24 protein-coding genes are annotated in these 18,653 nt (G+C 65.6%); 15 read left to right on the forward strand and 9 right to left on the reverse strand.

What is annotated here, in order from left to right; genetic code table 11:
• Positions 1–164: 164 nt before the first annotated feature.
• From VIL42_12070 to VIL42_12110, 9 genes are read left to right on the forward strand one after another with little or no spacing between them, the layout of a single operon-like run.
• On the forward strand, positions 165–875 hold the full coding sequence (locus VIL42_12070) for a response regulator transcription factor (GenBank protein ID HEY8593578.1): 711 nt from the start codon (positions 165–167) through the stop codon (positions 873–875).
• On the forward strand, positions 844–2,415 hold the full coding sequence (locus VIL42_12075) for a stimulus-sensing domain-containing protein (protein ID HEY8593579.1): 1,572 nt from the start codon (positions 844–846) through the stop codon (positions 2,413–2,415). The genes VIL42_12070 and VIL42_12075 overlap by 32 nt, the downstream gene beginning before the upstream one ends.
• Complete coding sequence (locus tag VIL42_12080; GenBank protein HEY8593580.1) at positions 2,412–2,858, forward strand: aldolase; 447 nt, start codon at positions 2,412–2,414, stop codon at positions 2,856–2,858. The genes VIL42_12075 and VIL42_12080 overlap by 4 nt, the downstream gene beginning before the upstream one ends.
• Positions 2,855–3,784 (forward strand): RNase adapter RapZ, encoded by a 930-nt coding sequence (rapZ, locus tag VIL42_12085; protein HEY8593581.1) that lies wholly within the window; start codon positions 2,855–2,857, stop codon positions 3,782–3,784. Before VIL42_12080 ends, rapZ begins: the two co-directional genes overlap by 4 nt.
• Positions 3,781–4,188, forward strand: coding sequence for a PTS sugar transporter subunit IIA (locus VIL42_12090; GenBank protein ID HEY8593582.1), 408 nt, complete (start codon positions 3,781–3,783; stop codon positions 4,186–4,188). The genes rapZ and VIL42_12090 overlap by 4 nt, the downstream gene beginning before the upstream one ends.
• On the forward strand, positions 4,185–4,457 hold the full coding sequence (locus tag VIL42_12095) for an HPr family phosphocarrier protein (GenBank protein HEY8593583.1): 273 nt from the start codon (positions 4,185–4,187) through the stop codon (positions 4,455–4,457). The genes VIL42_12090 and VIL42_12095 overlap by 4 nt, the downstream gene beginning before the upstream one ends.
• Positions 4,457–5,254: an RNA methyltransferase gene (locus VIL42_12100; protein HEY8593584.1), complete on the forward strand. Its 798-nt coding sequence runs from the start codon at positions 4,457–4,459 to the stop codon at positions 5,252–5,254. The genes VIL42_12095 and VIL42_12100 overlap by 1 nt, the downstream gene beginning before the upstream one ends.
• A 35-nt stretch (positions 5,255–5,289) precedes the next feature.
• Positions 5,290–5,634, forward strand: coding sequence for a hypothetical protein (locus VIL42_12105; GenBank protein HEY8593585.1), 345 nt, complete (start codon positions 5,290–5,292; stop codon positions 5,632–5,634).
• On the forward strand, positions 5,612–6,034 hold the full coding sequence (locus tag VIL42_12110; GenBank protein ID HEY8593586.1) for an META domain-containing protein: 423 nt from the start codon (positions 5,612–5,614) through the stop codon (positions 6,032–6,034). Before VIL42_12105 ends, VIL42_12110 begins: the two co-directional genes overlap by 23 nt.
• A gap of 132 nt (positions 6,035–6,166) precedes the next feature.
• Here VIL42_12110 and rmuC read toward each other — a convergent pair whose 3' ends face one another.
• Positions 6,167–7,513 carry a DNA recombination protein RmuC gene (gene rmuC, locus VIL42_12115; GenBank protein HEY8593587.1) on the reverse strand — a complete coding sequence of 449 codons (1,347 nt, stop codon included), beginning with the start codon at positions 7,511–7,513 and terminating at the stop codon, positions 6,167–6,169.
• 161 nt (positions 7,514–7,674) lie between these two features.
• Between rmuC and VIL42_12120 the strand changes: the two genes are divergently transcribed.
• Positions 7,675–8,067: a four-helix bundle copper-binding protein gene (locus VIL42_12120; GenBank protein ID HEY8593588.1), complete on the forward strand. Its 393-nt coding sequence runs from the start codon at positions 7,675–7,677 to the stop codon at positions 8,065–8,067.
• Between the two features lie 31 nt (positions 8,068–8,098).
• On the opposite strand, the gene def is transcribed toward VIL42_12120, so the two are convergent.
• Genes def through recR form a run of 3 tightly spaced genes read right to left on the reverse strand, consistent with a single transcriptional unit; the run spans position 8,099 to position 9,630 of the window.
• Entirely contained in the window at positions 8,099–8,635 is a 537-nt protein-coding gene (gene def, locus VIL42_12125; protein HEY8593589.1) for a peptide deformylase, read from the reverse strand.
• A 31-nt stretch (positions 8,636–8,666) separates the two neighbouring features.
• The gene (locus VIL42_12130; protein HEY8593590.1) at positions 8,667–9,020 is read right to left on the reverse strand and encodes a VOC family protein; all 354 of its coding nucleotides are present in this window, start codon (positions 9,018–9,020) and stop codon (positions 8,667–8,669) included.
• A gap of 13 nt (positions 9,021–9,033) precedes the next feature.
• A complete protein-coding gene (gene recR, locus VIL42_12135; GenBank protein ID HEY8593591.1) occupies positions 9,034–9,630 on the reverse strand; it encodes a recombination mediator RecR in 597 nt (198 codons plus the stop codon).
• A 113-nt stretch (positions 9,631–9,743) separates the two neighbouring features.
• On the opposite strand from recR, the gene fmt reads away from it, so the two are divergent.
• Genes fmt through VIL42_12150 form a run of 3 tightly spaced genes read left to right on the forward strand, consistent with a single transcriptional unit; the run spans position 9,744 to position 11,573 of the window.
• Positions 9,744–10,643, forward strand: coding sequence for a methionyl-tRNA formyltransferase (fmt, locus tag VIL42_12140; protein ID HEY8593592.1), 900 nt, complete (start codon positions 9,744–9,746; stop codon positions 10,641–10,643).
• Positions 10,640–11,386, forward strand: coding sequence for a tRNA pseudouridine(38-40) synthase TruA (gene truA, locus VIL42_12145; protein HEY8593593.1), 747 nt, complete (start codon positions 10,640–10,642; stop codon positions 11,384–11,386). The genes fmt and truA overlap by 4 nt, the downstream gene beginning before the upstream one ends.
• Before the next feature lie 43 nt (positions 11,387–11,429).
• Positions 11,430–11,573: a hypothetical protein gene (locus VIL42_12150; GenBank protein HEY8593594.1), complete on the forward strand. Its 144-nt coding sequence runs from the start codon at positions 11,430–11,432 to the stop codon at positions 11,571–11,573.
• Between the two features lie 3 nt (positions 11,574–11,576).
• Here VIL42_12150 and trxB read toward each other — a convergent pair whose 3' ends face one another.
• The 5 genes from trxB to tpiA form a co-directional block, all read right to left on the reverse strand.
• A complete protein-coding gene (gene trxB, locus VIL42_12155) occupies positions 11,577–12,542 on the reverse strand; it encodes a thioredoxin-disulfide reductase (protein ID HEY8593595.1) in 966 nt (321 codons plus the stop codon).
• Positions 12,543–12,594: 52 nt separating this feature from the next.
• Complete coding sequence (locus tag VIL42_12160; GenBank protein ID HEY8593596.1) at positions 12,595–12,744, reverse strand: lmo0937 family membrane protein; 150 nt, start codon at positions 12,742–12,744, stop codon at positions 12,595–12,597.
• Between the two features lie 70 nt (positions 12,745–12,814).
• The gene (locus tag VIL42_12165) at positions 12,815–14,449 is read right to left on the reverse strand and encodes a CTP synthase (GenBank protein ID HEY8593597.1); all 1,635 of its coding nucleotides are present in this window, start codon (positions 14,447–14,449) and stop codon (positions 12,815–12,817) included.
• 94 nt (positions 14,450–14,543) lie between these two features.
• Entirely contained in the window at positions 14,544–14,894 is a 351-nt protein-coding gene (secG, locus tag VIL42_12170; protein ID HEY8593598.1) for a preprotein translocase subunit SecG, read from the reverse strand.
• 80 nt (positions 14,895–14,974) lie between these two features.
• Positions 14,975–15,721, reverse strand: coding sequence for a triose-phosphate isomerase (gene tpiA, locus VIL42_12175; protein HEY8593599.1), 747 nt, complete (start codon positions 15,719–15,721; stop codon positions 14,975–14,977).
• Between the two features lie 100 nt (positions 15,722–15,821).
• Between tpiA and VIL42_12180 the strand changes: the two genes are divergently transcribed.
• Both VIL42_12180 and lexA read left to right on the forward strand, forming a co-directional pair.
• On the forward strand, positions 15,822–17,768 hold the full coding sequence (locus VIL42_12180) for a peptidyl-prolyl cis-trans isomerase (protein ID HEY8593600.1): 1,947 nt from the start codon (positions 15,822–15,824) through the stop codon (positions 17,766–17,768).
• An 83-nt stretch (positions 17,769–17,851) separates the two neighbouring features.
• Positions 17,852–18,499, forward strand: coding sequence for a transcriptional repressor LexA (gene lexA / locus VIL42_12185; GenBank protein ID HEY8593601.1), 648 nt, complete (start codon positions 17,852–17,854; stop codon positions 18,497–18,499).
• Positions 18,500–18,653: the final 154 nt, after the last annotated feature.

The following is an 18,653-nucleotide window of genomic DNA, read 5'->3' on the forward strand; positions in this document are numbered from 1 at the left end:
TAGGCACGAAAGTCTCACCTCGTCAAAACGGCCGGGCCGCCGTTTGCGTCTTCGTGCCGCATCCGAAACCAGCTCCCGACCCGCTTGCGACTTTCCTTGTTTCGCGGTGACGGGGTGGCTAATCCCGCGGACTTGAACCGGCTGGGGCACAGGCAAAAGGACGCATGAGCCAGGTGATCGCGCTGGTCGACGACGACCGGAACATCCTGACCTCGGTGTCGATCGCGCTCCAGCAGGAGGGGTTCGTGACCCGCGTCTATTCCGATCCTGCGGTGGCGCTCAAAGCGATCAACGACAATCCGCCGGACCTCGGCATCTTCGACATCAAGATGCCGGGCATGGACGGGATCGAGCTGCTCCGGCGCGTGCGCGAGTCGAGCGCGATGCCGGTCATCTTCCTGACCTCGAAGGATGACGAGCTCGACGAAGCGCTCGGCCTCGCAGTCGGAGCGGACGACTATATCGCCAAGCCTTTCTCGCAGCGGCTGCTGATCGCCCGGATCCGCGCGATCCTGCGCCGGCGCGACCTGGAACGGGGCGAAGCGACGGCGAGTAACTCGGACGCGGAGCCGGCGCCGCTGGAGCGCGGACGCCTGATCATGGACCCAGCGCGGCACAAGGTGCGCTGGGACGGCAAGGATGTCAGCCTGACCGTGACCGAATTCCTCATCCTCGAAGCGCTCGCGCAGCGCCCGGGCGTTGTGAAAACGCGCAACCAATTGCTCGATGTCGCCTATAGCGACGATGTCTATGTCGACGACCGCACCATCGACAGCCACATCAAGCGTATCCGGCGCAAGTTCCGGACCGCCGCTCCCGAATTCGATGCAATCGAGACCCTTTATGGCGTCGGCTACAGATTCGACGAAGCCTGACGCCGGCGAACCGCAGCTGAGGTCGCTCGGACGCTGGAGGCTCACCTACCGGATCCTCGCGCTCAACCTTCTGACGGTGCTGCTGGTGATCCTCAGCACGCTCTATCTCGACGTGTTCCGGAACCGGCTGACCAAGGAACGTTCGCGGCAGACGCGCATCGAGGTCTCAAGCGCCGCCGCTGCGATGAGTCACATGCCGAAGCAGGAATGGTCCGCGCTGCTGGCGACTACATCGCAGGTCACCGGCAACCGCTTTCGCGTCTACGGACCGGACGGCGCATTGCTGATCGACAGCTGGCGCCAGACAGGACCGACATACGAGCTCCGCGACCCCGCCACCCAGGCGTGGAACAAGGCCCTGGCGCGCGGCGCTGATCGTGCGTTCAACTTCCTGGTCGGCGCAGAAAGCCTGGACGACTATGTCGAGCCGGCTACCGACCGACTTCAGGCTTGGCCGGAAGCGCTGCAGGCGCGCGAGCGCGGCAAAGCAACCTCGGCCATTCGCAATGCCCCCGACCTGACGCCGGTCATTTCCGCCGCTGCGCCTGTCGCCGGCAACGTCCTGCTCGCAACGGAGAACGACCGCTCGTTCACGCGTACCGTCAGGCGCCAGCGGCGCATCATCCTCGGCGCCATGGCGGTGATCCTCGCCGTCTCGATATTCCTGTCGATCTTTCTCGCCCGCACCATTGCCCGGCCGCTGCGCCGGCTGGCGATTGCCGCGCACCGCGTGCGGCTCGGACGATCGCGTGAGGTCAACGTTCCGCGCCTACCCAACCGCACTGACGAAATCGGGCTGCTGGCTCGAGCGATTTCGGACATGAGCCACTCGCTGCGCCAGCGGATCGACAATATCGAATCTTTCGCAGCCGACGTGACCCACGAACTGAAGAACCCCCTCGCCTCTCTGCGGTCCGCCCTCGACGGGCTCGACAAGGTTGACGACCCGGCGTTGCGCAAGCGGCTGATGGGTATCGCGCAAGACGATGTGCGGCGTCTCGATCGGCTGATCAACGACATCAGCGAGGCGGCACGGACCGACGCCGAACTCGCCCGCGCGACCTTCGAGAGGGTCGATTTGGGCCCGCTGATCGAGGCGCTGGTCTCGAGTTGGGAAACGCGGCGCGAGAAGGGCGATGCACGGATCGCTTTCGCACGCCCGCGCAAGGGGACGGCAGCGGTGATGGGAAGGCCTGACCGGCTTGCCCGCGCGATCAACGCGATCCTGGACAATGCGGTAAGCTTCTCGCCCGCCGGCGGCCTCGTCGAAATCGCTGCGGCGCGCGTCGGCGACGAAGTGCGGATCCGCATCGACGACGAAGGTCCCGGTGTCCCTCCGGAAGCACGCGAAGCGATCTTCAACCGCTTCCACTCGGTTCGTCCCGAAGGCGAGAAGTTCGGGCGGCACTCCGGCCTCGGGCTCGCGATCGCCCAGGCGATCGTCCAGGGCCACGACGGCGAAATCGACGTGCACGACAGGGACGATGCACCCTCGGGCGCGCGCTTCACGATCCGCTTGCCCGCGGCAGATCGGCAATGATGGCGGCGTCCGCCCCTCGCCTGTCGGCCGAGACGATCCACGGTACCGCCGTTTCCATCGATGGCCGCGCCGTGCTGATCACCGGCCGGTCGGGATCAGGAAAATCCGACCTCGGCCTCAGGCTAATCGACCGCGGCTTTACCCTCGTCAGCGATGACCAGACCTTGGTCAAACGGCACGGCGATCGGCTTTTAGCCGCAGCGCCCGCAACGATCGCCGGCAAGCTCGAAATTCGCGGCATCGGCATCGTCGAGATCGGCCATGTCGACGATGTGCCGCTCGCGCTGGTCGTCGAACTCTCCAGCGACATCGAACGATACCCGGAAGACGGTCGCGAGCGCCTGATCCTCGGTGTCTCCGTGCCGGCCGTCGCGGTTGACGCCATGACGCCATCGGCAGCGGCTAAGGTCGTCGTCGCGCTCGACCGGCTCGGGCTTAAATGACTCCGCGCCGCCAGCCTCGCCTGCTGCTCGTCACCGGCATGTCCGGCGCCGGCAAGTCGACTGTCCTCGACACACTCGAGGACATGGGCTGGGATGTGGTCGACAATCTTCCCGCCGACCTACTGCGCAATTTCGTCCATGGCACCGACCAGTGCCGGACGATCGATGCCGCGGTGGCGATGGATGCGCGCAGCCGCGGCTTCGACGCCGAGCGGCTGCCGGAGCTCGTCCGTTCGATCGACGGCGTCGATCCCGAAATCCTTTTCCTCGACTGCTCGGAACGCGAGCTCATCGCGCGCTACAGCGCCACTCGCCGCCGCCACCCGCTCGCCGGGGAACTTCCTGCCGAGGAAGGCATCGCCCGCGAACGCCAGCTTACCGCTCCGGTCCGCGCCGCCGCCGACAGCGTGCTCGATACGACCGACCTCACTCCAGCCGACCTCGGTTCCGAGCTCAAGCGACGCTACGGCAGCCACTCGGACCATCCCGTGCTCACCCTGGCGTCCTTTTCCTTCGCCAAGGGCGTTTCACGAACCGCGGACCTGATGTTCGACCTCCGCTTCCTTCCCAATCCGCACTGGGTCGAGGAGCTGAGGCCGCTGACCGGGCTCGACCAGCCGATCCGCGACTATCTGGCCAAGGAGCCTGCCTGGGGCGAGGCGCTGGACCGTGTCGAGGCGCTTCTCATCGATTGGATTCCCCGCTACTGGGCGGCGGGCAAGAATTACGTGACCGTAGCTTTCGGATGCACAGGAGGACGCCACCGTTCGGTGGCCGCCGCAGCCGAAATGGCCGACCGGTTGCGCAACGCCGGATTTGCTCCGAATGTGCGTCACCGTGATCTCCATTCTTCGCCGAGAGACACGATCGAGCAGCACCCCGGGCGCGCGTCGGCGAGCGAGGCTGAGGACGAGTTGAATCGATGATTGGATTGGTGCTGGTGACCCACGGCCGGCTTGCTGCCGAGTTCGTCACCGCGATGGAACATGTCGTCGGCCCGCAGGAGGCGATCGAAGCGATCTGCATCGGTCCCGACGACGACATGGAAGCACGCCGCAAGGACATCGCGAAGGCGATTGCCGACGTCGACCGCGGCAAGGGCGTGATCATCCTGACTGACCTGTTCGGCGGCACGCCGTCGAACTTGGCGATCAGCCTAATGAAGGGCGAGAATGTCGAGGTGATTGCCGGCGTCAACCTGCCGATGCTGATCCGCCTGGAGGGCGCCCGCAAGGTCATGCCGGTGCATGCGGCGGTTGCGGCCGCCCGCGAAGCCGGACGCAAATATATCTCCGTCGCGTCGGAGATTCTCGGGGAAGCGGCGGCTTGAGCGAAGCCTCGCAGTCCGTCCAGATCACCAATCAACGCGGGCTCCATGCGCGGGCCAGCGCGAAGTTCGTCAACCTCGCCGCCGAGCTCGGCTCGACGATCGAGGTGGAAAAGGACGGCAACCGCGTATGCGGGACGTCAATCATGGGCCTGATGATGCTCGGCGCAGCGATGGGCGATACGATCACCATCCATGCCGCCGGTGACCTCGCCGGCGAAGAGCTGGGCAAGCTCGTCGCGCTCGTGGAGGATCGGTTCGGGGAAGAATAATGCCCCGCGAAATCACTTCTTTTTCAAATACTACCGTCAAGTTGCTGCGATCCCTTCGAGACAAGAAGGCGCGGCGCAGCGAAGGGCTGTTCCTGGCCGAGGGCTTGCGTATCCTCGCCGAAGCGCGGGACAGCGGCCGGCTGCCGGAGATCGTCGCATTTTCCCCTGACGGCGCGCGGCACCCGCTTGCGGCGGAGATCATCGCCGCGACCGAAGCGGCGGGCGGCGACGCCGTCGAGACCAACGCCGACATCCTCGCCAAGATGAGCGGCAAGGACAATCCGCAGATGCTGCTCGGCGCCTATCGGCAGCCGGACACCGCACTCGCTCAGATCGACCGCAGCTCGGCGCCGTTGTGGCTGGTCGCGCAGGCGCTGCGCGATCCGGGGAACATCGGCACGATTCTCAGGACTGGCGACGCCGTGGGTGCCGGAGGGCTGATCCTGGTCGACGATTGCGCCGATCCCTTTTCAGTCGAGGCCGTGCGGGCGTCGATGGGTGCTCTGTTCACTCAAAGGATCGCCGCTGCTCGCTGGGACGAGTTCCTGCCTTGGTTGCGGTCTGGCGAAGGGCAACTTGTCGGCACCAGCCTCAAAGCCACGCACGATTATCTCGACGCCGAGTACCGGCAGCCCTGCTTCCTCCTGATCGGCAATGAGCAGCAAGGCTTGCCGCAGGCCTATGAGGCGGAATGCGACAGGCTGGTGAAGATCCCGATGGCCGGGCGCGCCGACAGCCTGAACGCCGCGGTTGCCGCGGCCGTCATGGCTTTTGCAATCACCGCCAGCTGGCGATGAGGGAACCTGACACCAGCAACAAGGTTGTTCCGCCTATGAAACGCGCGCTGATCTTCATCCTCCCGGCGCTTGCCGGCGCCTGCATGCCGATCCCCGGACCGCCGCCCGCCCCTTATCATGCGGTCGGCACCGAGCCGTTCTGGAACCTCCTCATCGACGAGAAGAATTTGACGTTCGTCGAGCCGGAGAAGGCGCCGCTCACCCAACCGGTGCCGCCGGCGATCAACGGGTTCGCCGGTCCGATCTATCAAACGCCGCGGATCAACGTGAACATCGTCAAAGGTGTCCAGTGCAGCGATGGCATGAGCGACCGGGTCTATCCCGACAAGGTCCAGGTCACGGTCGACGGGCGCCGGTTTGACGGCTGCGGCGGGCTTTAAGGCCCTCGCCCTCGCGCTGGCGCTCGCCTGCGCCGCGGTGGCGGGCTGCGCGACGGTTCCCGCCGATGGCGGCAGCCTGGAGAACTCGCGTTGGCGCGTCGTCGCCCTTAGCGGCCAGACAACGCCCGCCGACGGTGACTATCGGCTGAGCTTTGAGAATGGCCGCATTGCCGGCCGCTTCGGCTGCAATCAATTGAGCGGCAGCTATCATGTCACCGGGCAGGTGCTGGTAACCGAGCAGATCGCCTCGACGCGCATGGGCTGCCCGGAGCCTGCAGCCACTTTGGAGAGCCGCGGCCTTGCCGTGCTCCAGCAGCCGCTGCAATTCACCATGGCGCCGGGCCCAAGGCTCGCTCTTCGCAATGCGATCGGCTTGATCGAACTGGAGCGGCTGCCCTAGCTTCGCTGAGAGCTGGGACGGCCAATCTTCGCTATGACGAGCGAGGCATGCGAAGATTGGGAGCCGAAGCGCTGTCGTTTCGAAGAACCGTGATGACGGCTGTCACACGAAATCCAACATTGCAACGAAGCGCTATTCGGCGGCGATTTGCGGCGGGTCGTCGTTGGAGGGTGCGCTCATCTTGGTGAGCGGACGGGGGCTTGCCTCGAGCATCGGAGCGACGCCGATCTCCTTGGCGCTGCCGGCGCCAAAATCCTCGAAGCGGCGGGCCTGCGTCAGCACCTGGCTTTCGAGACTGCCGACCATCTTGTTGTAGGCGTTGGTGGCGCGGCCGAGGTTGGTGCCGACCGAGGCGATGTGTTCGGCCATGGTCGCGAGCCGCGAATGAAGCTCGCGGCCGAGTTCGGCGATCTTCCCGGCCTCGGCTGCAAGTTTCTCCTGCTTCCAGACGGTAGCGACGGTGCGGGCGATGGCGACCAGGTTGGTCGGCGTCGCGAGCAGCACGCGGTCCTTGAACGCTTTCTCCCAAAGCTCGGGATCCTGCTCGAGCGCGGCGGACAGGAAATGCTCGCCGGGAATGTACATGACCACGAACTCGGCGGAGTCGCCGAACTGCGCCCAGTAGGTCTTGCTGCCGAGCTGCTGCGCATGGCGCACGATCGACGCGAGGTGCGCGCGGAAACAGGCGGAGCGCTTGTCGTCGTCGACCTCGTCGCACGCGTCGAGGTAAGCGTTGAGCGAGCATTTGGCGTCGATGATCAGCTTGCGGCCGTCCGGCAGGTTGACGATCGCGTCGGGGCGCAACCGACCCTCGTCGCCTTCAGTCGAGACCTCGAGCTGGAAGTCGATGCCCTTCACGAGGCCGGCCTGAGTCAGCACGTTTTCCAGGCTTTTTTCGCCCCAGCGGCCGCGCTGCTTCGGCGACGAGGTCAGCGCGGTGACCAGGCGACGCGCCTCGTCGCGCACTTGCCCCTGCCCTGCCCGCACCAGTTCGACGGCTTCGCGAAGCCCAGCATAATGGTCGACGCGTTCCTTTTCGACGCGCTGAAGGCCTTCTTCATAGCGCTTGAGCGTCGCTTCGACGGGCTGCAGCAGCGCCTTCAGCTTGGCTTCGCTCTGCTGGTCCGCCTGGCTGAAGCGCTGGCCGGCCTTGTCGAGGAAATCCTTGTGCGCCTTTTCAAGCAGCTGGTCGCCGACGGCGCGGAACTGCGCGATCAGCGCGTCCTTGGATTCGGTGAGGTCCTTCATCCGTTGGTCGAAGTTGCGGGCGTCCGCCTGGAGGGTGGCGAGCTCGCGCGAGGCGGCATCGCAGTTGGTGCGGGCTTCGTTGCGCTCCTTCACCACCTCGTCGAGCTGGAGCCGGAGGCTGTCGACCGTGTGCCTGGCGGCGGTGGCGTCGCGACTGCCGAGGAGCCAGCCGAGCAATGCGCCAAGGCCAAGCCCTGCGACGATGAGAACGAGTATCAGGCCAGTGCTCATCATTTCCCCCGCGGAACAGAATGGGAACTGTAAGCTCCCGAAGAGCACGCCTCAAGCCTGTTCGTCAGCTCAAGGGAGCGAAGCCCTGCAGCCGTCGTTTGCTCTTGTGGATTGCTTCGTCGCTGCACTCCTCGCAATGACGGAAAGAAGAGGAGAAACGCATGTCCATTCGCAAGATGATCGCCCTTCACCCCGACGTGCAGGGCCATGTGAACCAGCCGCTCGCGGATGCCGCCCATCACCTGATGTATTGCGCGCGCATGTGCCTGAGCTGCGCCGACGCCTGCGCGGCGGAGGAGATGGACATGGCGCAGTGCATCCGGCTGTGCAGCGACTGCGCCGATGTCTGCGATGCGACGGGCAAGCTGGCGGTGCGGCGCACCGGATCGAACGAGCAGGTGCTTCGGGAGATGCTCGAGCTATGCGCCCGCGTCTGCGACGAATGCGCGGCGGAATGCGAGCGCCACGATCACGAGCATTGCAAGCTGTGCGCGCAGATGTGCCGCGAATGCGCCGCGGACTGCCGGCGTGCGGCTGAGAGCATTGGAGCGTAAGAAGCGGATTCCGCCTCAAGGCCGGGATGAATTAAGCGGCTGCTTTCCGCTGCTTAGCGATCTTTCTTAGGATCATGTCGCGCTTCAGACGCGAGAGATGGTCGATGAAGAGCACGCCGTTCAGGTGGTCCATTTCGTGCTGGAGGCAGGTCGCCAGCAGACCGGTGATCTCTTCATCGTGCGGCTTGCCGTCGAGGTCGAGCCAGCGGGCGCGGACACGGTCCGGACGGTCGACCTCGGCATATTGGTCGGGGACCGACAGGCAGCCCTCAGTATAGGGCACGTCCTGGTCCGAGGTCTCGACAATCTCGGGGTTGATGAACACCCGCGGGTCGCTGACCGGCTTGCTCTCCGGGTCGTCCGCATTCTCCGGCTCCTGAAGGTCGATGACCAGGATGCGGAGCGGGACGCCGACCTGAATCGCGGCGAGGCCGATGCCGGGGGCGTCGTACATCGTTTCGAACATGTCGGCGACGAGCGTGCGGATCTCGTCCGTCACCTCGGCAACCGGCTTTGAAATCTCGCGCAGGCGCGGATCGGGAACTTCGACGATCGGACGGATGGCCATGGCCGCTATATCGCCGCGAACAGACGGTTTTTCAACTTGCAGGCGGCTCCCACAACTCGATCGGATTGCCTTCGGGATCGTGGATGCGGGCGAAGCGCCCGGTCTGCGGGTCGTTCCACTCTTCCTTCGTGATCACCTCGATGCCCGCGGCGCTCAGTTGCTCAAGCAAGTCATCGAGGTCGGTGACGCGAAGGTTGAGCATGTACTGCCGGTCGGGCGGGAAATAGTCGCTGTCCTGCGGGAAGGTCGCGAAGACGGTGGTCCCCGCCTCCTGTTCCCACATGCCCCACGAGCCGCCGACGCCGAGATGCTCGGCGTACCAGGCCTTGAGCGCTTCGGGATGCTTCGAGCGCAGGAACAAGCCGCCGATTCCAGTCACAGGCATAATCGTCTCCCCCTCAAGACACCGGCCGACGCGCACGCAAGGCCTGGGCCAGCGTGCCTTCGTCGAGATAGTCGAGCTCACCCCCGACAGGAAGTCCGTGCGCCAACTGGCTGAGACGAATGGGAAATCCTTCGAGGCGCTCGGCCACATAATGGGCGGTCGTCTGGCCTTCGAGCGTGGCGTTCATCGCCAGCACCACTTCGTCGATCCCGCCTTCCGACACTCGCCGGACCAGCTGGTTGATGGTCAAATCGTCCGGTCCGACGCCCTCGAGCGCCGACAAGCGGCCGCCGAGGACGTGGTAGCGGCCAGGAAAGAGGCGGGAGCGATCGAGTGCCCAGAGGTCTGAGACTTCCTCGACCACGCACAGCATCTTCTCGTCCCGGCGCGGGTCGCGGCATACCGTGCAGGGATCGGACGTATCGACATTGCCGCAGGTCGAACAGGTCGACAGCTTGTCGGTGACTTCCTGAAGCGCGCGGAGGAGCGGCTGGAGCGCCGTTTCGCGCCGCTTCATCAGGTGAAGCACCGCGCGACGAGCCGAGCGCGGGCCGAGCCCGGGAAGGCGCGCGAGGGCCTGGCTCAGCGCTTCGATCTCGTGTGACGCCATCGTGCTCCCCATAAACCGATCGTCCTGAGCTTGTCGAAGGACTGCTTTTGCTTCTAGCGGCGCAAAAGAAGGACACCCCCTCGACAAGCTCGGGGCGAACGGAGGTTGGTGAACTGCGGATCGTCTTCATGGGATCGCCGGATTTCGCGGTGCCGAGCCTCCGGGCGCTTGTCGCTGCGGGGCACGACTTGGCGGCGGTCTATGCGCAGCCGCCGAGGCCGGCGGGCCGCGGCAAGACCGATCGCAAGACCCCGGTGCATTTGACGGCCGAACAGCTCGGCATCGAGGTGCGGACGCCGCGGACGCTGCGCGACGCCGAGGAGCAGGCGAAATTCGCGGCTCTCGGGGCCGATCTCGGCGTGGTGGCCGCCTACGGGCTGATCCTGCCCAAGGAGATCCTCGACGCCCCGGAACGCGGCTGCGTCAACGTCCATGCCTCGCTGCTGCCGCGCTGGCGCGGGGCTGCGCCGATCCAGCGCGCGATCCTCGCCGGCGATGAAGTGAGCGGCGTCACCATCATGCAGATGGACGAAGGGCTGGATACGGGGCCGATGCTGCTCAAGCGCGAGCTGTTGTTGTTTGGAAAGACTGCCGGGCAAGTTACGGAAGAAATGGCGAAACTCGGCGCCGACGCGTTGGTCGAATGGCTCGCCAACCCGACTGCCCCGCAAGCACAGCCCGAAACGGGTGCGACCTATGCGAAGAAGATCGACAAGGCCGAGGCGCGGATCGACTGGAGCCGATCGGCGGAGGAAATCGAGCGGCAGGTGCGGGCGTTCAACCCGGTGCCGGGCGCCTGGTTTGAAGCCAATGGCGAGCGGATCAAGCTCCTCGATGCCGAGTGCGTCGACGGCGCGGGTGCACCGGGCGAAGTCATCGGAGCGCCGTTGGTCATCGCCTGCGGCGAGGACGCTCTTCACTGCCGCTTGGTCCAGCGGGCCGGCAAAGGCGCGATGGGTGTCGAGGAGCTGCTGCGTGGTTTTCCGATCGCAGAGGGGACGATCCTGCCGTGACCCGCTGGCGGCTCACGGTTGAATATGACGGCGGCCCGTTCATGGGCTGGCAGCGGCAGGACCATGGTCCGTCGGTGCAGCAGGCGCTCGAGGATGCCCTGGAGAAGATGATCGGCGAGAAATCGGCGTTCACCGCTGCCGGTCGCACCGATGCCGGTGTCCATGCCTTGGCCATGACGGCTCATGTCGACGTCGAACGAGCGCTGACGGCGCACCGGTTGCGCGAGGGGCTGAATGCGCTGGTTCGGCCGCAGCCGGTGTCGATCCTGTCTGTGGAACCGGTCGCCGACGACTGGCACGCGCGCTTCTCCTGCACCGGGCGCCGGTACCTGTATCGAATTCTCAACCGACGTGCGCCGCCGGCGCTCGATAGTGGGCGGGTGTGGCATATTCCGGTGCCGCTTGACGCCGGGGCGATGAGCGAGGCCGCGGCGCACCTGGTTGGACGTCATGACTTCACCACGTTCCGGTCGGTTCATTGCCAGTCGGAGAACCCGGTGAAGACGCTCGACCGGCTCGAGGTCAGCCGCGTCGGCGAGGAGATCCACGTCAGCGCCGCGGCGCGCAGCTTCCTTCATCACCAGGTGCGTTCGATGGTCGGCTGCCTGGCGTTGGTCGGGCGTGGGCAGTGGTCGCCACACGACATGCGAACGGCGCTTGAAGCGCGCAATCGCGCCGCGCTCGGGCTCAATGCGCCGCCTCAGGGACTGTATTTCGTCGAGGCGATCTACCCGAACGAGTGAACGGCTCCGCTCCTCGCGCGTTCGCTGGGGCGAGGAGAATGAGATGACCGATCACAAGAAGAAGGGCGACTTCGACCAGTGGCAGCGCGAGGACAAAGGCGGCAACCAGAAGGCGCACGAAAAGGGTGAGTCCAACAGCCGCACCGGCCACAAGCAGAATTCGGGTGGCGGCGACCGCAACCCCTAGGATCTACTCGGCCGCGAGTGCCTGATATTCCTCGGCGGCGAGGTAGCGCTCGGCGTCGAGCGCGGCCATGCAGCCGGTGCCGGCGGCGGTCACCGCCTGACGGTAGGTCTTGTCCATGACGTCGCCGCAGGCGAACACGCCTTCGATGCTGGTGTTGGTCGTGCCTGTTTCGACCTTGATATAGCCGTCCTCGTCGAGCTCGAGCTGGCCGGCGAACAGCTCGGTCGCGGGGCTGTGGCCGATGGCGACGAACGCGCCTTCGACCTCGATGCGGCTGATCTCGCCGGTGCGGCGGTTGCGGATGTCGAGGCCGACCAGCGCCTCGGGATCGCCGCCGCCGACGAACTCGACGACTTCGCTGTCCCACACGACCTTGATCTTCTCGTTCGCGAACAGCCGGTCCTGGAGGATCTTCTCGGCGCGGAGGGAATCGCGGCGGTGGATCAGGGTGACGTCATGGCTGTGGTTGGTGAGGTAGAGCGCTTCTTCGACCGCGGTATTGCCGCCGCCGATGACGGCGACCTTCTTGCCGCGGTAGAAGAAGCCGTCGCAGGTCGCGCAGGCCGAGGCGCCCCTGCCCTTCATATGCTCTTCCGACGGCAGGCCAAGCCATTTGGCCTGAGCGCCGGTGGCAATCACCAAGGCATCGGCGCTGTAAACAGTGCCGCTGTCACCCGTGAGGCGGAACGGACGACCTGACAAGTCGACGCTGGAGATGTGATCCCAGACGATCTTGGTGCCGACATGTTCGGCCTGGGCCTGCATTTCCTCCATCAGCCAGGGACCCTGGATGACGTCGCGGAAGCCCGGATAGTTTTCGACGTCGGTCGTGGTGGTGAGCTGGCCGCCGGGCTGGATGCCCTGGATCACGATCGGGCTGAGCCCGGCGCGGGCCGCGTAAATGGCCGCGGTATAGCCAGCCGGTCCCGAGCCCAGCACCGCCAGGCGCGTCGAAATACTGTTCGTCATCGCGCTGATTTAGGAGCCGTTAACCGGCCCCGCAACGCCTGTTTGACTGGCGTTAGACGACCCGCCGGCCGGCAACGAAATTCCAGATCAGCACAATTAGGCCGATGACGAGCAGGAGGTGGATCACGGAACTGGTCACAAAGCCGCCCAGGAAGCCGAGCGCCCACAGGATCAGCAGGATGATGGCAATGGTCAGTAGCATGGCAGACCCTCTTCGTTATAGCCGCGCAACGGCCGCCTAACGGGTCAGCAGCAACAGCGTTCCTTTGAAGCTAGACGAGCCGGCTCTGCTTGACCGCTGCTTCGATGAAGCCGGCGAAGAGCGGATGCGGCTCGAACGGGCGGCTCTTCAGTTCCGGATGGAACTGGACGCCGACGAACCAGGGGTGGTCCGGCCGCTCGACGATCTCCGGCAGCTGGTCGTCGGGCGACATGCCAGAGAAGACGAGCCCGGTCTTTTCCAGCGGGTCGCGATAGTGGACGTTGACTTCGTAGCGGTGACGGTGACGCTCGCTGATCGTATCCGTGCCGTAGATCGACCGGACGACGCTGTTGCCGTCGAGCTTCGCCGGATAGGCGCCGAGGCGCATGGTGCCGCCGAGATCGCCGCCCGCGGCGCGCTGCTGCAGGCCCTCCTCGCTCATCCATTCGGTGATCATGCCGACGACGGGTTCGGGCGTGTCGCCGAATTCGGTGGTCGACGCCTGTTCGATGCCGGCGAGATTCCGCGCCGCTTCGATGCAGGCCATCTGCATGCCGAGGCAGATGCCGAAGAAGGGGATGTCGCGTTCGCGCGCGAATTTGACCGAGGCGATCTTGCCCTCGCTGCCGCGCTCGCCAAAGCCGCCGGGGACGAGGATGCCGTGAAGCGGCTCGAGCTGGGCGACGATGTCGCTGTCGTCCTTCTCGAACAGCTCGGCGTCGATCCATTCGATTTTGACCTTGGCGCGGTTGGCGATGCCGCCGTGGACCAACGCCTCGCGGAGGCTCTTGTAGGCGTCGGGCAGGCCGACATATTTGCCGACGACGCCGATCGTCACTTCGCTGTCGTGATGATCGATACGGTCCATGATCTCGTGCCAGCGGTCGAGCGCCGGCGGCGGCGCATCATGGATGCGGAAGGCGCGGAGGACCTCGTCGTCGAGGCCGGCCTGGTGGTACTGGAGCGGCACGTCGTAGATGTTGCGCGCGTCGAGCGCCGGGATGACCGCGGACTTGGGCACATTGCAGAAGAGCGCGATCTTCTCACGCTCGCTGTCCGGAAGCGGGCGGTCGGAGCGGCACAGCAGGACTTCGGGCTGGACGCCGAGGCTGGAGAGTTCGCGGACGCTCTGCTGGGTCGGCTTGGTCTTGAGCTCGCCCGCCGCGGCAATCCACGGCACCAAAGTGGTGTGGACGCTGACGGTGTTGTCGCGGCCCAAATCGTTCCGAAGCTGGCGGATCGATTCGATGAACGGCAGGCTTTCAATATCGCCGACGGTGCCGCCGATCTCGCAGATCACGAAGTCGACATCGCCGATGTCAGCGAGGGCGAATTCCTTGATCGCGTTGGTGACGTGCGGGATGACCTGGACGGTGGCGCCGAGATAGTCGCCGCGCCGCTCCTTGGCGATGATGTCGCGGTAGATACGGCCGGTCGTGATATTGTCCGACTGCTTGGACGAAACGCCGGTGAAGCGCTCGTAATGGCCAAGGTCGAGGTCGGTTTCCGCACCGTCGTCGGTCACGAAGACCTCGCCGTGCTGGTACGGCGACATCGTGCCGGGATCGACGTTCAGATAGGGATCGAACTTCCGGATGCGGACCTTGTAGCCACGCGCCTGGAGAAGCGCCCCCAGCGATGCCGAGAGGAGACCTTTACCAAGCGAGGAGACCACGCCGCCGGTGACAAAAATGAACCGCGCCATGGGATTCGAGGCTTAGGGGGACAGACGGTGCCGACGCAACCCGCGCGGCGAAAAAAGCTGGGGATCAGCGGCGGTTTACCGGATCAACTGGCTATTACTGGGCGAGCGGGACAGCCGGCGCCTGTTGCGGCTGCTGCTGCGCCGGCTGCTGCGGCTGGACCGGCTGCTGCTGGACGGGGGCCGCGACGTTCGACAGCGAGGTGTCGATCTTCGGCGTCTCACGCGTTGCGCCGGCGATTGCCGCCATCACGATCGATAGGATGATGAAGAGCCCGCCAAGGATCGCGGTCCCGCGGGTCAGAAAGTCCGCCGCGCCGCGCGCGGTCATGAAGCCCGACGAGCTGCCGCCGACGCCGAGCCCACCGCCTTCCGAGCGCTGCATCAGGATGGTGCCAATCAGCGCAAGGGCAATCAGCGACTGAACGATCAGCAGGAAGGCGAACATCGGCAAGCTTTCGAAAGATGTACGAGAACGCGCCGGCACTTAGTCGCCGCAGGCTAGGCTTTCAACTGCGGAACGGGGACTCAGCCTTGTGCGGCGGCGACGATCGGCAGGAAATCGGCGGGCTTGAGGCTGGCGCCGCCGACAAGCGCGCCGTCCACATCGGGGACGGCGAAGATTTCCGCCGCATTGGAGCCCTTGACCGACCCTCCGTATAGAATCCGCACCTGCCCGCCGGCCGCGCCGTAGCGCTCCTTGAGCTTGCCGCGGAGCGCCGCGTGCATTTCGCCGATCTCGGCGTTCGTCGGCACCTTGCCCGTGCCGATCGCCCAGATGGGTTCATAGGCGATTGCGAGCTCGGCTCCGGCGGCGGGCTGCGGCGGAAGCGACGCATCGAGCTGGTCGAGCACGAAGTCGATTGCCCTGCCCTGCTCGCGCACCTCGAGCGGCTCGCCGATGCAGAGGATCACGTTCAAGCCGCACTGAAGCGCTGCGCTCGCCTTCGACTGCACTTCCTCGCTGCTTTCGCGCTGGGCGTCGCGGCGCTCGGAATGGCCGACGATGGTCAATGTTGCGCCCGCATCAAGAAGCATCTGCGCCGAAACGCAGCCGGTGTGAGCCCCTTTTTCCGCATGGTGGACGTCCTGGCCGCCGATCGCGAAGCCGGGGACCGCCCGCGCGGCGCGCTCGATCAGGATTGCCGGCACGCACAAAGCGACGTCGACGCCGGGATAGTCTCTCGCGCCATCGGCAATCGCCTTCACCTCCTGAAGGTCGGACGACAGCCCGTGCATCTTCCAATTTCCGGCAACAAGCTTCTTCAACGCCATGCAATCTTCCCCTTTTGCGGGCGGCGACTAGCGCCGCCGCTTGATGCGCGCCAGCCCGCCCCCTAAAGCGAGCGCCCTCTTCCACCGCACCGGAACCCCGATGCTCCGCTTTTTCCGCCGCGCTTCAAAATCGAAAATCGGCACCTGGATCATGGCCGCCGTCCTGATCGCCATAGTCGGCGGCTTCGCCGTCGCCGACATGTCCAATTTCGGGTCGGGTAACCTCGGCTTCGGCGGCGGCAGCTCCAACCTCGTCAAGGTCGGCAATCAGCAGCTCACCGACCGCGAGATTTCCGAAACCATGCAGCGGCGCCTTCAGCAGGTGCGGCAGCAGCAGCCCGAAGCGGATTATCCGTCGATCATCGGCGACCTGATGCCCATGATCGAGGAGTTCATCGACCAGAAGACGATGATCGCCTTCGCGCAGAAGTTCGGCTTCCCTCTGTCGAAGCGGCTGGTCGATGCGGAAATCGCGCAGATTCCCCAGACCAAGGGGCTGAACGGCCAGTTCAACGAACAGGCCTACCAGGCCTTCCTCGCGCAGCAGCGGCTGAGCGACGCCGAAGTCCGCGAAGTGCTCGGCAGCGGGATCCTCCAGCGGCTGATGCTGACGCCGGTCGCCGCGAACGCGCGCGTGTCGGTCGGCATGGCCCGGCCTTATGCCTCGATGCTTCTTGAAGCCCGTGAGGGTGAAGGCGCGATCATCCCCGTGACGGCGTTCCAGGCTGGGCTGAATCCGAGCGATGCGGAGCTTCAGCAATTCTACACGGGCAACCGCAGCCGCTACATGGTGCCTGAGCAGCGGTCGCTGAGGATTGCCAGGATCGGGCCCGATCAGGTCGCCGGCGTCACCGCTTCCGACCAGGAAATCACCCAATATTATAACGCGCGCAAAGCGGAATATGCCGGCCGCGAAACGCGCAACATCAGCCAGGCCGTGGTCCAGGACCAGGCAACCGCGAACGCCATCGCCGCACGGGCGAAGGGCGGTGCGACCATGCAGGCCGCCGCGGCGCCCGCCGGCGCCAATGCCGCCGTCACCATGCTGACCGACCAGACCCGGCAGGCTTACAGCTCCGTCGCGGGCGAGAAGGCCGCGGCGGCCGTGTTCGCGGCTTCGGCAGGAACGGTGGTCGGCCCGGTCCAGACGGATTTCGGTTGGGCGGTTGCCAAGGTCGACGCCGTGAAGAGCCAGAGCGGCAAGTCGCTAGCGCAGGTGCGGGCGGAGATCGCGCCCAAGCTGACGGCCGACAAGCGCAAGGCTGCGCTCGAGGAAATCGTCGACAGGGTCCAGACCGCGGTCGACGATGGCGCGAATTTCGCCGAAGCCGCTGCCGCGGCGAAACTGCCGGTCACGACGACGCCGTTGCTGACGGCAAACGGCACGTCACGCAGCGACGCCGCGTTCAAGCTACCGCCCGAGCTTGCGCCGGCGCTGAAGGCCGCTTTCGAGATCGCGTCGGGCGATCCGCCGGAGATCGTCTCCCTCGGCGCGGACCGCGGCTATGCGATGGCAGCGCCCGACCGGATCGTCCCTGCAGCCGCAGCGCCGATCGCCGAAGTGCGCGACCGGGTGCGCGCCGACTGGATCGCCAACAAGGCCGCTGAGCGGGCGCGTGTGGCGGCCAAGCAGATCGAGGCAAAGGTCGCTCGCGGCATGCCGCTGGCGCAGGCGGTTAAGGAAAGCGGCGTCAGCCTTCCCGCCGTCGAGCAGCTGGCGGCGCGGCGCATCCAGATCGCCAACGCCCAGGGCGAGGTGCCCCCGGCCATGCGGATGCTGTTCACTTTGGGCCAGGGCAAGAGCCGCATGTTCGCCGACCCGCAGGGCCGCGGCTTCGTGATCGTCAAGGTCAACAAGATCACGCCGGGCAATGCGGTGGCGCAGCCGGAGCTGATCAGCCAGATGCAGGGCGAAATGAGCCAGGGGCTGGCGCAGGATTATGCGCGTGAGTTCCTGGCGGCGATGCGAAAGCAGGTCGGCGTCAAGCGCAACGAGAGCGCGATCGAAGCGCTGCGCAAGAGGCTGGTGAGCGGCACCGGCGGCTGATCCTTCGGGCCGCGCTTGACCTGAGCTGGTTTGTTGCCTACACGTTCCCCGTTCGTTCCGTCTCGTTCGGGGGATTGCCGGTCATGCTCACTGCCAAGCAACGCGAACTGCTCCTGTTCATCGATGAAAGCCTTAAGAAGGACGGTGTCAGTCCGAGCTTCGACGAGATGCGCGAAGCTCTGGACCTCAAGTCCAAGTCGGGCGTGCACCGGCTGATTTCGGCGCTCGAGGAGCGCGGCTTCATCCGACGGCTGCCCAACCGGGCGCGTGCGCTCGAGGTCATGAAGCTTCCGGAGACCCGCTCGGCGACGGTGACGCAGCTGCGTCCCGCGGCGCCGGCGCCCGCGAACGACACGCTGGAAATCCCGCTCCACGGGCGGATCGCGGCCGGTACGCCGATCGAGGCGCTGCAGGGGACGGAGAGTTTTTCAGTTCCAGCGGCGCTGCTCGGCCCCGGCGAACATTATGCGCTCGAAGTGTCCGGGGACTCGATGGTCGATGAAGGCATTCTCGACGGCGACTTCGCACTCATCCGCAAGGTCGACACGGCGCGGGACGGCGAGATCGTGGTTGCGCTGATCGACGACGAGGAAGCGACGCTGAAAACCTTCCGCCGCGAAGGCAATATGATCCGCCTCGATCCCGCGAACCGCCAATATGAGGCCCAGCGCTACGAGCCGCGGCGCGTCCAGATCCAGGGACGGCTCGCCGGCCTGATCCGGAGGTACTGATGGCGGGCGCGCGCATCGATTATGTCGAGCTGCCGACCGCGACCGCGCATGAGCTGACGCGCGCCTTCTACTCAAAGGCGTTTGGTTGGCAGTTCGCGGAATATGGGCCGACCTATTCGGCGACGACCAATGGCACGACCGACGTCGGCCTCCA

Source organism: Sphingomicrobium sp. (genome assembly GCA_036563485.1).
Lineage (GTDB): Bacteria > Pseudomonadota > Alphaproteobacteria > Sphingomonadales > Sphingomonadaceae > Sphingomicrobium.

What these genes read in the sequence shown, in the direction of transcription:
- VIL42_12070 (HEY8593578.1), top strand. Translation starts at nt 165, where the DNA reads ATGAGCCAGGTGATCGCGCTGGTCGACGACGACCGGAACATCCTGACC.
- VIL42_12075 (HEY8593579.1), top strand. Translation starts at nt 844, where the DNA reads ATGGCGTCGGCTACAGATTCGACGAAGCCTGACGCCGGCGAACCGCAG.
- VIL42_12080 (HEY8593580.1), top strand. Translation starts at nt 2,412, where the DNA reads ATGATGGCGGCGTCCGCCCCTCGCCTGTCGGCCGAGACGATCCACGGT.
- rapZ (HEY8593581.1), top strand. Translation starts at nt 2,855, where the DNA reads ATGACTCCGCGCCGCCAGCCTCGCCTGCTGCTCGTCACCGGCATGTCC.
- VIL42_12090 (HEY8593582.1), top strand. Translation starts at nt 3,781, where the DNA reads ATGATTGGATTGGTGCTGGTGACCCACGGCCGGCTTGCTGCCGAGTTC.
- VIL42_12100 (HEY8593584.1), top strand. Translation starts at nt 4,457, where the DNA reads ATGCCCCGCGAAATCACTTCTTTTTCAAATACTACCGTCAAGTTGCTG.
- VIL42_12105 (HEY8593585.1), top strand. Translation starts at nt 5,290, where the DNA reads ATGAAACGCGCGCTGATCTTCATCCTCCCGGCGCTTGCCGGCGCCTGC.
- rmuC (HEY8593587.1), bottom strand. Translation starts at nt 7,513, where the DNA reads ATGAGCACTGGCCTGATACTCGTTCTCATCGTCGCAGGGCTTGGCCTT.
- VIL42_12120 (HEY8593588.1), top strand. Translation starts at nt 7,675, where the DNA reads ATGTCCATTCGCAAGATGATCGCCCTTCACCCCGACGTGCAGGGCCAT.
- def (HEY8593589.1), bottom strand. Translation starts at nt 8,635, where the DNA reads ATGGCCATCCGTCCGATCGTCGAAGTTCCCGATCCGCGCCTGCGCGAG.
- VIL42_12130 (HEY8593590.1), bottom strand. Translation starts at nt 9,020, where the DNA reads ATGCCTGTGACTGGAATCGGCGGCTTGTTCCTGCGCTCGAAGCATCCC.
- recR (HEY8593591.1), bottom strand. Translation starts at nt 9,630, where the DNA reads ATGGCGTCACACGAGATCGAAGCGCTGAGCCAGGCCCTCGCGCGCCTT.
- VIL42_12150 (HEY8593594.1), top strand. Translation starts at nt 11,430, where the DNA reads ATGACCGATCACAAGAAGAAGGGCGACTTCGACCAGTGGCAGCGCGAG.
- trxB (HEY8593595.1), bottom strand. Translation starts at nt 12,542, where the DNA reads ATGACGAACAGTATTTCGACGCGCCTGGCGGTGCTGGGCTCGGGACCG.
- VIL42_12160 (HEY8593596.1), bottom strand. Translation starts at nt 12,744, where the DNA reads ATGCTACTGACCATTGCCATCATCCTGCTGATCCTGTGGGCGCTCGGC.
- VIL42_12165 (HEY8593597.1), bottom strand. Translation starts at nt 14,449, where the DNA reads ATGGCGCGGTTCATTTTTGTCACCGGCGGCGTGGTCTCCTCGCTTGGT.
- secG (HEY8593598.1), bottom strand. Translation starts at nt 14,894, where the DNA reads ATGTTCGCCTTCCTGCTGATCGTTCAGTCGCTGATTGCCCTTGCGCTG.
- tpiA (HEY8593599.1), bottom strand. Translation starts at nt 15,721, where the DNA reads ATGGCGTTGAAGAAGCTTGTTGCCGGAAATTGGAAGATGCACGGGCTG.
- VIL42_12180 (HEY8593600.1), top strand. Translation starts at nt 15,822, where the DNA reads ATGCTCCGCTTTTTCCGCCGCGCTTCAAAATCGAAAATCGGCACCTGG.
- lexA (HEY8593601.1), top strand. Translation starts at nt 17,852, where the DNA reads ATGCTCACTGCCAAGCAACGCGAACTGCTCCTGTTCATCGATGAAAGC.